The organism is Micromonospora sp. NPDC051227 (genome assembly GCF_044455385.1).
Taxonomy (GTDB): domain Bacteria; phylum Actinomycetota; class Actinomycetes; order Mycobacteriales; family Micromonosporaceae; genus Micromonospora.
This window is the reverse complement of record NZ_JBITET010000002.1, coordinates 268446-280756: the sequence shown is the minus strand read 5'-3', so window position 1 is coordinate 280756 and position 12311 is coordinate 268446. Positions and strand designations below refer to the sequence as shown.

Sequence of the window (12311 nt, the reverse complement as noted above, 5' to 3'; positions counted from 1 at the left end):
GGTGAGCGGGCTCTGGGCGGACCTCGCCGACCTGGTGCTGCCCGCCGACTGTGCCGGTTGTCGGGAGCGCCGCCCCGGCCTGCGGCACGGGGTCTGCCCAGCCTGTGTCGGGGCGCTGGGTGCATTGCGGCCACGGGCGGTCCGCCCGACCCCCGCACCGCCGGGCCTGCCGTCCTGCGTCGCCCTCGGCCCGTACGCGGGTCCGCTGCGCGAGGCCCTGCTGGCGTACAAGGAACACGGCCGACACGGGCTTGCTCGCCCGCTCGGCGCGCTGCTCGCCGACGTCGTCGCGGCGGCCGTCGGTGGGGACCGCCCGGTGGCGTTGGTTCCGGTCCCGGACACCGCAGCGGCGGCCCGGTCCCGCTACGGGGACCACCTCGACCGGCTGGCCCGGCACTGCGCGGCCCGGCTCAACCGGAGCGGTTGGGCGGTGCGGGTGCACCGTCCGCTGCGGGCGTCGCCCCGACCCGACTCGGTCACCCTGGACAGCGCCGGGCGCGCGGCGGCGGCCGAGGCGGCCTTCCAGCCCCGCTCGACCGGGCCGGTCCGGGGTCGTGCCGGGGGCGCGACGCCGGTCGTGGTGCTGCTCGACGACATCGTCACCACCGGCGTGACCCTCGCCGCCGCGAGCCGGGTGCTGACCGCGACAGGGTGGGCACCGAGCGTCGCGGCGGTGCTCGCGGCGACCGAGAAAAGACACCAGCCGTAACCGATCGTGTTTCCGTTTCACCCGTTGGTGTATGAGCTGCGGAAAATCCTGGGCCGTCTCGGCAACATGGGGTGACTGCCGGGCAAACAGGAGTTAGCGTTTCGCTGTCGGGGGTAGGAGGTCGTTCCAACCGCCCCTGGCGGTGAGAGGAGGCGTAGCCGTACCAACCGGTCGACGCCAGCGGGTCTCCCCACGGCGCGCGGCCGGGTAACCGGATCGAAGACCGTCCGAACAAGGGAGGTCACGTGGACATCGTGGTCAAGGGCCGAAACGTCGAAGTGCCGGACCATTACCGGGTACACGTAGCCGAGAAACTCGCAAAGATCGAACGCTACGACCACAAACTTATTCGCGTCGATGTCGAGCTGTTTCACGAGCGCAATCCGCGCCAGGCCGACCACTGCCAGCGGGTGGAGATCACCTGCGTTTCCCGGGGCCCGGTGATTCGGGCCGAAGCCTGCACGAACGACTTCTACAGCGCGCTCGACGCGGCCATCGCGAAGCTCGACACCCGGCTGCGCCGCGCGGCCGACCGCCGCCGCGTACACCGGGGCCGGCACGCGCCGATCTCGGTCGCCGAGGCCACAGCGGGCCTTCCGGTCGCGGACCTGGTGCCCAACGCGCTGAGCGCGCCGAGCGATGGCGCCCGCGCCGGCACCGCGGTCGCGGAGCGGGTCGAAGAGGAGCACGACGACCAGCCGTGGCACATCGCCCGGGAGAAGGTCCACCCGGCCGAGCCGATGACCATCGACGACGCGCTGTTCGAGATGGAACTGGTCGGCCACGACTTCTACCTTTTCCAGGACAAGGAGTCGGGCCGCCCCAGCGTCGTCTACCGGCGCCACGCGTACGACTACGGCATCATCTCCCTCGCCACCTGACCGGTAGCCGATCCGCGTCGATCATGGAGTTGTGGTGGGGAAACGCCCACCACAACTCCATGATCCGTCAGCGGAGGTCGGCGGGGAGCAGCGCAAAGGTCAGGTCGTCCAGGCGGGCGCCGGCCAACCCGGGCAGCCGGCCGCGCTGAACGGACTCGCGCCGAAAACCGACCCGCTCCAGCACCCGGTGCGACGCGGTGTTGTCCGGCACCGTGCCGGCCGACAGCCGGGCGATACCGGCCGAGCCGAACGCCCAGCCCGCGAGCAACCGGACCGCCCGCGTCGCGTACCCCCGGCCGCGCCAGTCCGGCAGCAACGCGTAGCCGACCGACGCCTCGCCGGCGGCCACATCGGTGTACGACAAGCCGCAACTGCCCACGGACTCGCCGCTGGCCACGTCCGTGATCATCAGCCGGGCGATCTCGCCGGTCAGCCAGCCGCTCTGCGCGAGACGACAACGCCGTTCCATCGCCTCGCGCGTCGGCGGCACCGGCGGCGCCTGGTTCGCCACCACCTCGGGTCGGCTGTGCAGCCGGTACAACAGCGCCGCGTCGTCCGGTGCGAGTGGGCGCAGCGCCACCACCTCGTCGGTGAGCACCCCACCGGGTAGGTCGGGCAGCAGCCGGGCGTTCGGGCCGGGCGGATCATCGGCGACGCGTACCCAGGCCAGCAGGTCGTGCCGGCCGGCGTCCCGGGACGCACCGGCCGAACGGCGCAGACCCTCGTAGCGGAAGCCGGCGGCCAGCGCGACCCGCTGGCTCGGGCCGTTCTCCGGTTCGGTGAGCAGCTCCAGTCGCGCCGCCCCGGCGGCGAACGCGTGCTCGCTCAGCGCGCGGGTCGCCGCGGTGGCCAGCCCGCGACCGCGCGCCGACGGTCGCGTCCAGTAGCCGATCTCCAGCTGACCCCGGGCGGGCACCGGGTTGTTCAGCCCCACCGCGCCGAGCAGTCGATCCGTCGCGGGGTCCGCGACGGCGTACGCCGTGCCGCCGCCGGTCCAGGTCGCCGGGGCGCCGACGTCGATCCACCAGCGGGCGTCGGTCTCGGTGTACGGCGTTGGCAGGTTCGACACGAAGCGTTGAGTCAGCGGGTCCGCGCAGCCGTCCACCACGTCGGCGCAGTCCTGCGCGCGAAACGGGCGCAGCCGCACCCCGTGCGCCTCGACGACCGGTCGCAGATTCATCCCAGATCCTTCGCGAGAAGCGACCCGACCCACACGTCCACCCGTTCGCCCCGGTGCTGCACGCCGCCCCGGGCGATCCCCTCGACCAGGAAGCCTGCCTTCTCCGCCGCCCGGCGAGAGGCGGTGTTGCCCACATTCGCCTTCCACTCGATCCGCGCCAGGCCCAAGGTGCTGAAGCCCCAGGCGCTGAGCGCGACCAGCGCGGCGGGCAGGTAGCCCCGACCCCGGGCCGCTGGCGCGGTCATGAAGCCGACGTCGGCCACCAACGGGTCGGCGGGGGAGAGCCGCAGGTCGAGCGTGCCCGCGTACCGGTCGTCGGAGTCGGCGATCACGAAGCAGGCGGCGTCCCCCCGAGCCCAGGCGTCCCGGCCGTAAGCCTGGTAGCCCTGCGCGTCGGCGCGCTCGTACGGGTCCGGCACGGTCGTCCAGCGGATGCTCTCCGGGTCCCGGCAGGTCTGCACCACGGCGTCCAGGTCCTTCTCCTCCATGGGCCGCAGCCGCAGCTCGCCGGCCCCGGTCTCGGCGAACAGAACGGGCTGCGGGCGGCCGAAGACGGCGGCCCGCCGGGCGGCGAGGGTGCCCGGACCGGCCGGACCGGTCGACCCGGCGGCCGGTACCTCGCCGGGCAGCAGTGAGCCGATCCAGCCGTCCGCGCTGCCGGGCAGCGCCGGGTTGGCCAGCCGCAACCTGCCGTCGATCCGGAAACCGGCCCGGAGGGCCACCAGCCGGGAGGCGTGGTTGCCCACTTCGGCCTGCCAGATGAGCCGGCGAAGCCCGAGGGTGTCGAAGGACCAGCGGGCCACCGCCCGGGTGGCCCGGACCATCACGCCCCGACCACGCGCCCAGGGCGCCGTCCAGTAGCCGATCTCACCGGTGCCGTCCTTGTCGATCGAGATCAGTCCGCTGGAACCCAGCAGCTCCCCGGTGTTCGGGTCGCAGACCGCGAACGGTGCCCCGGTGCCCTCGGCCCAGGCATTCCGGCTCAGCTCGGTGACAAATCCGTGGGCGTGTTCCGGCCGGTACGGGCGCGGTACGGTGGTCCAACGCTGAATGTCCGGGTCCTGGCAGGCTCGGTGCACGGCCTCGGCATCCGTCTCTCGCCAGGGCCGCAGCAGCACGCCGTCCTCGATGATCTCCACGAGCTCCACTCGTGCATCCTGCCGTAGCGTTCGCCGACGGCGTAACCGGATAACGTTTGGGGCGTGTGCAGGACGCGAGTTATGTCGGGTTCGGCGGGGTCGAGCACCGCCACCAGTGACCATCGCGCCGATGAAGCGCCTACGATGGTTCGAGACTGTCTAGGGGAGCGTTGATCCGTGTCGATTCTGGAAAAGGTCCTTAACGCGGGCGAGGGCCGCATGGTGCGCCGGCTCAAGGCCATCGCTGCCGCCGTCAGCTCGATCGAGGACGACTACGTCAACCTCACCGACGAGGAACTGGCCGGCATGACCGAACAGTTCCGGGAGCGGCTCGACGAGGGTGAGACCCTCGACGACCTGCTGCCGGAGGCGTTCGCGGTGGCCCGCGAGGCGGCCGCCAGGGTGCTCGGCCAGCGCCCGTACGACGTCCAGGTGATGGGCGGCGCGGCGCTGCACTTCGGCAACATCGCCGAGATGAAGACCGGTGAGGGCAAGACGCTGACCTCGGTCATGGCCGTCTACCTCAACGCGCTCTCCGGCAAGGGCGTCCACGTGATCACGGTCAACGACTACCTCGCCCAGCGTGACGCCGCGTGGATGGGCCGGGTGCACGAGTTCCTCGGGCTGACCGTCGGCGTGGTGCTGCCCAACCGGCCGGCCAGTGAGCACAAGGCCGCCTACGAGTGCGACATCACCTACGGCACCAACAACGAGTTCGGCTTCGACTACCTGCGCGACAACATGGCCTGGTCGAAGGAAGAGCTGGTGCAGCGCGGGCACAACTTCGCTGTGGTCGACGAGGTCGACTCCATCCTGATCGACGAGGCCCGCACCCCGCTGATCATCTCCGGCCCGGCCGAGCACTCCGCCCGCTGGTACGGCGAGTTCGCCGGCGTGGTGGCCCGGCTCCAGCCCGGCACCGACGGCGAGGGCGACTACGAGGTCGACCACTCCAAGCGCACCATCGCGGTGACCGAGCGGGGAGTCGCCAAGGTCGAGGACCGGCTCGGCATCGACAACCTGTACGAGTCGGTGAACACCCCGCTGGTCGGCTACCTCAACAACGCCATCAAGGCCAAGGAGCTCTACAAGCGCGACAAGGACTACATCGTCAGCGACGGTGAGGTCCTGATCGTCGACGAGTTCACCGGTCGCATCCTGCACGGCCGTCGCTACAACGAGGGCATGCACCAGGCGATCGAGGCCAAGGAGGGGGTGGAGATCAAGCAGGAGAACCAGACCCTGGCCACCATCACCCTCCAGAACTACTTCCGCCTCTACGAGAAGCTGTCCGGGATGACCGGTACGGCCCAGACCGAGGCGAGCGAGTTCAACAAGGTCTACAAGGTCGGTGTCGTGACCATTCCGACTCACCGCCCGATGGTTCGCGAGGACCGGCCGGACGTCATCTACAAGACGGAAAAGGCCAAGTTCAACGCCGTCATCGAGGACATCGCCGAGCGGCACCAGATGGGTCAGCCGGTGCTGGTGGGCACCGTCTCGGTGGAAAACTCCGAGATCCTCTCCCAGCTGCTGCGCCGCCGTGGCATCCCGCACAACGTGCTGAACGCCAAGTTCCACGCCCGGGAGGCCGAGATCGTCGCCCAGGCCGGGCGTAAGGGCGCGGTCACCGTGGCCACCAACATGGCCGGCCGCGGCACCGACATCCTGCTCGGAGGCAACCCGGAGTTCCTCGCCGCGAACGAGCTGCGCCAGCGCGGCCTCGACCCGCTGGAGAACGAGGAAGAGTACGCCAAGGCGATGGAGGAGGTCCTTCCCACCTGGAAGCAGGCCTGCGACGCCGAGGCGGAAGAGGTCTCGGCCGCCGGCGGCCTCTACGTGCTGGGCACCGAGCGGCACGAGTCCCGGCGGATCGACAACCAGCTGCGCGGTCGCGCCGGCCGGCAGGGCGACCCGGGCGAGTCCCGGTTCTACCTGTCCCTTCAGGACGAGCTGATGCGGCGCTTCCGGGCGGGAGCGGTCGAGGCGGTGATGGAGCGGTTCAACATCCCGGAGGACGTGCCCATCGAGTCGAAGATGGTCACCCGGCAGATCAAGAGCGCCCAGGCCCAGATCGAGGGCCAGAACGCCGAGATCCGCAAGAACGTGCTCAAGTACGACGAGGTGCTCAACAAGCAGCGCCAGGTCGTCTACGCCGAGCGGCTCCGGGTGCTCAACGGCGAAGACCTCTCCGACCAGGTCCGCAACATGATCGACGACACCGTCGAGGCGTATGTACGGGGCGCCACCTCCGACGGCTACGGCGAAGACTGGGACCTTGAGCAGCTCTGGTCCAGCCTCAAGCAGCTCTACCCGGTCGGCGTGACGATCGAGGAGTTGGAAGAGGATGCCGGCGGCTCCCGGGCCGGCATGGACGCCGATTTCCTGGTCGCCCGCCTCAAGGAGGACGCCAACGCCGCGTACGACCGGCGTGAGGAGCAGCTCGGCACCGAGGGGGTGCGCCAGCTCGAGCGGATGGTGCTGCTCCAGGTCATCGACCGCAAGTGGCGCGAGCACCTCTACGAGATGGACTACCTCCAGGAGGGCATCAACCTCCGGGCGTACGCCCAGCGCGACCCGGTGGTGGAATACCAGCGCGAGGGCTTCGACATGTTCGCCACCATGATGGACGGCATCAAGGAGGAGACCGTCGGTTTCCTCTACAACGTCGACGTCCAGGTGACCGAACCGGAGCCGGAGGAGGGGGCCGACGAGGTCACCCTGCTCGACAAGCCGGTGGAGATCCGGGCCAAGGGCCTCAACCAGGCGCCGCGGCGGCAGGGCCTGCAATACTCCGCCCCCACCATCGACGGTGAGGCCAGCCCGGGCGCGGTCGCCGTGGAGCAGGCCCAGCAGCAGGCTCCGGCGCTCGGTGTGGGCCGACCGGCTCCGGGTGCTCCGGCGGCACCGGGGCAGAGCGCGCCGTCCGCGCCGCAGCGGCCGGCATCCGGGCTGCGTGGCCCGGCAGTTCCGTCGGCCGCCGCCCGTCGGCCGGCACCGAACCAGGCGGAGGCGAGCAACGGCCCGTCCCGCAACGCGCCGTGCCCGTGTGGCTCGGGCCGTAAGTACAAGCGCTGCCACGGCGCCCCCAACGGCGGCAACTGACCAACAGCAGCTGCACCGACAGCGTCTGACCGACGGGTCCCGGCCGACCAGGCCCGGGGCCCGTCGGTGTCTTTGAGCCTCGCCGACGACGGGGCAGGTGCGGTCAGAGCACGTGGAGGGCAACGCAGAGCCAGCGGCCCCGGCGATGTTCGAGGCGCAGCGCCATCGCCCAACTTCGGCCGCCCGCGCCCGTGAGGACGGCTGCCGCCTCCACCGCGGCGTCCCGGGGCTCACAGACTCGAAGGCGTAGCAGCCGGACCAGTGGTCGGCCGCTACGGCGGCGGGATGCCCCGGCCCGGCCGGATGCGCGGGCGAGTTCGGTCAGCAGGTCGCCCGCTCGGGCCGGGTCGAGCAGCGCTCGCACCTGGGTCGGGGAACGGTAGCCGTTGACCACCTCCAGGCAGGTGCCGACGAAGCGGTGTGCGGCTCGGGTGGTTTCCGGTGCGGTCGACGGCGGCAACGACGCGACCGGATGGGTGGTGGTGGACCTGCTGGGCACCGGACGCAGGGCTGCTCGCCGCTCCGGCGGCCGGACCGGGTTGGGCCGGGTGGAGGCGAACAGGTCAAGGGCTAGTTGACCGTCGGTCATCGGCGGCCAGCACGACCCGTCGGCCTCGTCAACGTACGGCGGGTCGAAGGGCGGAACGGGGCGCAGCCGCACGGGTGGTCGGGAAGGACCGGGTCGCGCTCCGCTCATCATGGCCACCTTTTGATCTTGCGTTTGCCTTCGTTTGCCTCCGACAGATCGATTCTGAGTGACAAAATCGCCTCGGTCAATGGCTTCCTGGCGGCCTCTGCCCGACGCGTGGTCCCAGCGACCCCGACACCCCGACTTCCGTAAATCCGAGTGGATCATGCCCCGGGACGGACGGACGGGCGGGCGAAGGGCCAGGCCTGGCAGGCGGGGCAGGCGGCCAGGTCGCGTGCCAGGTCGGGCGGGGCAGGCCAGGCCTGGCAGGCGCCCAGGTCAGGCCAGGGCTGAGCGGGCCGGACCGAGCGGCCCAGGCGGGTCGGGCTGGAGAACGAGTCGGGCTTCTGCTACTCGGAGTCGCGGTCGATCAGCGGGTTGCTCTGCACCCAGTCTGCCGTCTCGTCGTATTTGCGCGTTATGTACTCCTCCAGTCGAGCGCGCTCGACGCGCCACTGGCCGCGTCCGCCGATCTTGATCGCCGGCAGTTCGCCGCTGCGCACCATGTGGTAGACCTGCGAGTCCGACACGTTGAGCTCGGCGGCCACGTCGGAGAGCAGCAGGAACCTCGGCTCCACAGAAACTCCCGGGGTTGATGTCGTTTGGCTCAGTTTGCCACCGACAGCCCCGGCCGCCCAGCACCGGACCGGGTCGGTGGCGGACCAACCACGCGGGACACACCGGCTGGGAACTTCCTCAGGCCGGAGGCGGGGTGTATGACGGTCACGGCGTGCGGCATGATCTGCGCCCGTGCCGGCGGCCGCCGGTGGAGGACGACGCGGGGAGACGACCGGTGACCGACGAGCTTGTCCGGGTGTACGTGCCGGCGACCGTACCGATGCTGGCCCGGCTGCGTGCGGAAGGGCTGGCCGCCGACCAGGCGCACGCCGTCACTCCGGCGCTGCGCGAGTGGTACGCCGAGGGTGACGAGGAGGAGTTGGAGTACGTCGCCTTCACCCGGGCTGCCCAGGACGCCCTGCACCTGCTCCGGGCCGACCCGACCGCTCCCCGCCGTCGCGTCGTCATCTCGGTCGACCTGCCGTCGGCAGCAATCGGGCGTGGCGACGGTGAGCTGGGCTCCAGCACGGTGACGTTGACCGACGCCGTGCCGGTGGGCGCCGTCGCGGCCATCCACGTGGACGGCACGGACGCGGCCGAGGAGGTCGGCGCTGCGGCCGACGTGGTGGCCGAGGCGGCGGCTGGTGACCCGGACGCCCAGTTCACCGTCGACGGCGCGGAGGACCACGAGCTGGAGTGGTACGACGTGACGGAGCTGGACCAGCTGCTGAGCGCAACCGACTGAGCCGGGCACCGCCCGGACAGCAGCCGGACACCCGGACACCGGGCGCGCCCACCTGCGCCGAACGCGCCCACCTGCACCGAACGCGGCCCCGGACGCCGCACCAGGCCCGCCCGCCTGCGCCGCCCGCCTGCGCCGCCAACCTGCGCGAACGCCTGCGCTGACCGCCTGCGTGCGCGAACGCGTGCGCTGACCACCTGCCCTGGTGAGGCGTCAGCGAGCGGGGTCCGCCTTCGCCGGGTCCGCGTCGGACGTCTCAGCTGCGTCGAACGCCTCGGCCGGGTCCGCGTCGAACGCCTTGGCGTAGCCCGGCTTGTCGTCCGCCGGGTCGACCTGGTCCGCGACAGGGTTCGGGCCGTGGGCCGGTTCGTCGTCGTCGCTGTGGGCCGGGCCGAGCGTGCGGCCGAACGCGATGAGCGCGGTCAGCGCCCCCACGAAGAGCACCCAGATGCCGTTGTCCACCCGCGAGGTGCCCAGCGAGGTCTGCGCCACCGCGTCCGCCTCACTGAGCGCGCTGGCAAGGTCGAGCAGCGACCGGCCGCCAACCCTGATGATCACTTCGGCGAGCAGCAGGAGGAGCCCCGGCCCGGCGCCGGCGAGCAGGTACGCCGGCCAGCGCAGCGCCGGGGCCTCGGGATCGCGGCGGACGGCTCGACGCCGTGCCCAGGTCAGGTAGCCGAAGGCCAGAAGCCCGGCGAGCAGCCCGGCGACGAGCGATTCGGTACGGGACACCCACTTGGCCGCGTTGATCAACGATTCCTGGCTGTCGCCGGAGCCGAAGAGGTCGAACAGCGGATCCCGGGCGCGACTGAACGCGACAACGAAGATCAGCGTGCCCAGCGCGGCGGTGACCACAGCACCGACCGCCGGAGCGGTCCGCGCGCCGGCCAGCGCGCCCCCGATGATCGCTGCGGCCGCCGTGGTGCCGGCGATCACGTTGGTGGTGGACGTGTCGAAGTAGGTGAGGTTGATGGCCACCGCGGCAGCGAGCCCGACCAGCATTCCGCCGCCGATCGCCCCGGCGAAGCGCAGGGTGGCCCAGTCGCCGTACCGGCGGGCCAGCAGGTTGCCGCCGGCGAGCGCGACGGCCGCCCCGGCCACCAGCGCGGCCGAGATCACGCCGGCCAGGGCGAACGCGGAGAGGCTGATCGCGGTGACCCCGGCCGCGGCCGAGGTGATGGCCTCCCGGGTGGACCAGAGCATGGCGGCCAGCCAACCGAGCGCCAGCAGCGCGAGCACTGCGGCGCCGGGTGCGGGCAGCGGACGACTGCCGGCGCTGGCCGCGTCGACCGCCGGCTCGTCCGACTCAGCGGCCGGGACGCGGCCGGGCTGCTTGGTCATCGTCTCCCCTTCGAGGCGGCAGGTCACCGACCATTCAGGGTACGCGGGCCCGCTGGGCTGTCTGTCGCCCCGGGACAGCGGGACGGATCGAGGCCGGTCGGTAAGGGGAGGAGGGGTGGGGCGGTCCTTGGTGCGGGGCGGTGGCGGAGGTGGGTCGCGCAGCCCGTCGTGGGAGAATCAGGGGAGGTCCCGCCGCTGCCCGGCCTCCCGTGCGGCGTCCGGTGTCCGGCCATCCGGTCGGTGCCTGCGGGTCCGGTTTCGCCACTGCTGTCGAGATCGCCAGGAGCCTTGATGGATGCCGTGTTCTCCGTTCCCGAGCCGCGCAACGAGCCGGTTCGCAACTACGAGCCGGGCAGCCCCGACCGGGACCGGCTCCAGCGGCGGCTGACCGAGCTCGCCGCCGAGCGCATCGACCTGCCGATGACCATCGGCGGTGAGCAGCGGATGGCCGGCGGTGACCCGATCAACGTGGTGCAGCCGCACAAGCACGCCCACGTGCTGGGGGTGACCGCGCACGCCACCCACGACGACGCGCGCGCCGCGACCAAGGCGGCCAAGGACGCCGCGCCGATGTGGCGGGCGCTGCCCTTCGAGGAGCGCGCCGCGATCTTCCTGCGCGCCGCCGAGCTGCTCGCCGGTCCCTGGCGGGACACGCTCAACGCCGCCACCATGCTCGGTCAGTCGAAGACGGCGATCCAGGCGGAGATCGACGCGGCGTGCGAGTTCATCGACTTCCTGCGGTTCAACGTGCACTTCGCGCGTCGCCTGCTCGAGGAGCAGCCGGCGTCCTCGCCCGGCGTCTGGAACCGCTTCGACCACCGCCCGCTGGAGGGCTTCGTCTACGCGGTCACCCCGTTCAACTTCACCGCCATCGCCGGCAACCTGCCGTCGGCGCCGGCCCTGCTGGGCAACACGGTGGTCTGGAAGCCGGGCCCGACCCAGCAGTTCGCCGCGCACTTCACCATGCGGTTGTTCGAGGCCGCCGGCCTGCCGCCCGGCGTGATCAACATGGTCACCGGCCGGGGCGAGGAGGTCTCCGATGTCGTGCTCGCCGACCCGGATCTGGCCGGCATCCACTTCACCGGTTCGACAAAGGTCTTCCAGCAGTTGTGGCGGACCGTGGGCGACAACATCTCCCGTTACCGGGGCTACCCGCGCCTGGTCGGCGAGACCGGCGGCAAGGACTTCGTCGTCGCGCACACCAGCGCCGACGTGGACGCGCTGCACACCGCGCTGATCCGTGGCGCGTACGAGTACCAGGGCCAGAAGTGCTCGGCGGCCTCGCGGGCGTACGTGCCGCGCTCGATCTGGGAGGGTGGGCTGCGGGACCGGCTGGCCGCCACCACCGATTCGCTGACCTACGGTGACGTGGCCGACTTCGGCAACTTCGGCGGTGCGGTGATCGACGACAAGGCGTTCTCCCGGCACACCGCCGCGCTGGAGCTGATCGCCGGTGACGACAGCTGCCGGGTGCTGGCCGGTGGCACCGCCGACGACTCGGTCGGCTACTTCGTGCGACCGACGCTCTTCGAGTGCGGCGACGCCGCCCACGAGACCTTCACCACCGAGTACTTCGGGCCGATCCTGGGCGTGCACGTGTTCGACGACGCCCGGTTCGACGAGGTGGTCGCGCAGGCGGAGTCGATCGCCCCGTACGCGCTGACCGGCTCGGTGTTCGCCACCGACCGGCGGGTCGTCGACTCGGTCGGCGAGCGCATGCGGTACGCGGCCGGCAACTTCTACATCAACGACAAGCCGACCGGCGCGGTGGTCGGGCAGCAGCCCTTCGGTGGCGCCCGCGCCAGCGGCACCAACGACAAGGCCGGCTCCTGGCTGAACCTGGTCCGTTGGATCTCCCCCCGGACGATCAAGGAGACCTTCGTGCCGCCGACCGACCACACGTACCCCCACATGGGCTGACCGGCGAAGACCCGCCGGCGGCGCGCGTGGGCGCCGCCGGCGGATGCC

Annotated in this window: 10 protein-coding genes; 5 read left to right on the top strand and 5 right to left on the bottom strand. The window is 71.6% G+C overall.

Going from position 1 to position 12311, the window contains the following annotated elements; genetic code table 11:
* Position 1 precedes the first annotated feature (1 nt).
* Together ACIA47_RS05490 and hpf are read left to right on the top strand one after the other, a co-directional pair.
* Positions 2 to 709: a ComF family protein gene (locus ACIA47_RS05490; RefSeq protein ID WP_396705737.1), complete on the top strand. Its 708-nt coding sequence runs from the start codon at positions 2 to 4 to the stop codon at positions 707 to 709.
* Positions 710 to 954: 245 nt separating this feature from the next.
* Positions 955 to 1590, top strand: coding sequence for a ribosome hibernation-promoting factor, HPF/YfiA family (gene hpf, locus ACIA47_RS05485; RefSeq protein ID WP_091393991.1), 636 nt, complete (start codon positions 955 to 957; stop codon positions 1588 to 1590).
* 67 nt (positions 1591 to 1657) lie between these two features.
* On the opposite strand, the gene ACIA47_RS05480 is transcribed toward hpf, so the two are convergent.
* Both ACIA47_RS05480 and ACIA47_RS05475 read right to left on the bottom strand, forming a co-directional pair.
* Positions 1658 to 2770 carry a GNAT family N-acetyltransferase gene (locus ACIA47_RS05480; RefSeq protein WP_396705735.1) on the bottom strand — a complete coding sequence of 371 codons (1113 nt, stop codon included), beginning with the start codon at positions 2768 to 2770 and terminating at the stop codon, positions 1658 to 1660.
* Entirely contained in the window at positions 2767 to 3918 is a 1152-nt protein-coding gene (locus ACIA47_RS05475) for a GNAT family N-acetyltransferase (RefSeq protein ID WP_396705733.1), read from the bottom strand. Before ACIA47_RS05475 ends, ACIA47_RS05480 begins: the two co-directional genes overlap by 4 nt.
* Before the next feature lie 168 nt (positions 3919 to 4086).
* Here ACIA47_RS05475 and secA point away from each other — a divergent pair, with 168 nt between their 5' ends.
* Positions 4087 to 7014 carry a preprotein translocase subunit SecA gene (gene secA / locus ACIA47_RS05470; protein WP_396705731.1) on the top strand — a complete coding sequence of 976 codons (2928 nt, stop codon included), beginning with the start codon at positions 4087 to 4089 and terminating at the stop codon, positions 7012 to 7014.
* Between the two features lie 103 nt (positions 7015 to 7117).
* On the opposite strand, the gene ACIA47_RS05465 is transcribed toward secA, so the two are convergent.
* Both ACIA47_RS05465 and ACIA47_RS05460 read right to left on the bottom strand, forming a co-directional pair.
* A complete protein-coding gene (locus ACIA47_RS05465; RefSeq protein WP_396706377.1) occupies positions 7118 to 7714 on the bottom strand; it encodes an Rv3235 family protein in 597 nt (198 codons plus the stop codon).
* A gap of 338 nt (positions 7715 to 8052) precedes the next feature.
* On the bottom strand, positions 8053 to 8280 hold the full coding sequence (locus ACIA47_RS05460; protein WP_203126887.1) for a helix-turn-helix domain-containing protein: 228 nt from the start codon (positions 8278 to 8280) through the stop codon (positions 8053 to 8055).
* Positions 8281 to 8495: 215 nt separating this feature from the next.
* On the opposite strand from ACIA47_RS05460, the gene ACIA47_RS05455 reads away from it, so the two are divergent.
* Entirely contained in the window at positions 8496 to 9005 is a 510-nt protein-coding gene (locus tag ACIA47_RS05455; protein ID WP_203126889.1) for a DUF6912 family protein, read from the top strand.
* 210 nt (positions 9006 to 9215) lie between these two features.
* Here ACIA47_RS05455 and ACIA47_RS05450 read toward each other — a convergent pair whose 3' ends face one another.
* The gene (locus tag ACIA47_RS05450) at positions 9216 to 10343 is read right to left on the bottom strand and encodes a hypothetical protein (protein ID WP_396705728.1); all 1128 of its coding nucleotides are present in this window, start codon (positions 10341 to 10343) and stop codon (positions 9216 to 9218) included.
* A 291-nt stretch (positions 10344 to 10634) separates the two neighbouring features.
* On the opposite strand from ACIA47_RS05450, the gene pruA reads away from it, so the two are divergent.
* A complete protein-coding gene (pruA, locus tag ACIA47_RS05445; RefSeq protein WP_112582378.1) occupies positions 10635 to 12263 on the top strand; it encodes an L-glutamate gamma-semialdehyde dehydrogenase in 1629 nt (542 codons plus the stop codon).
* Positions 12264 to 12311: the final 48 nt, after the last annotated feature.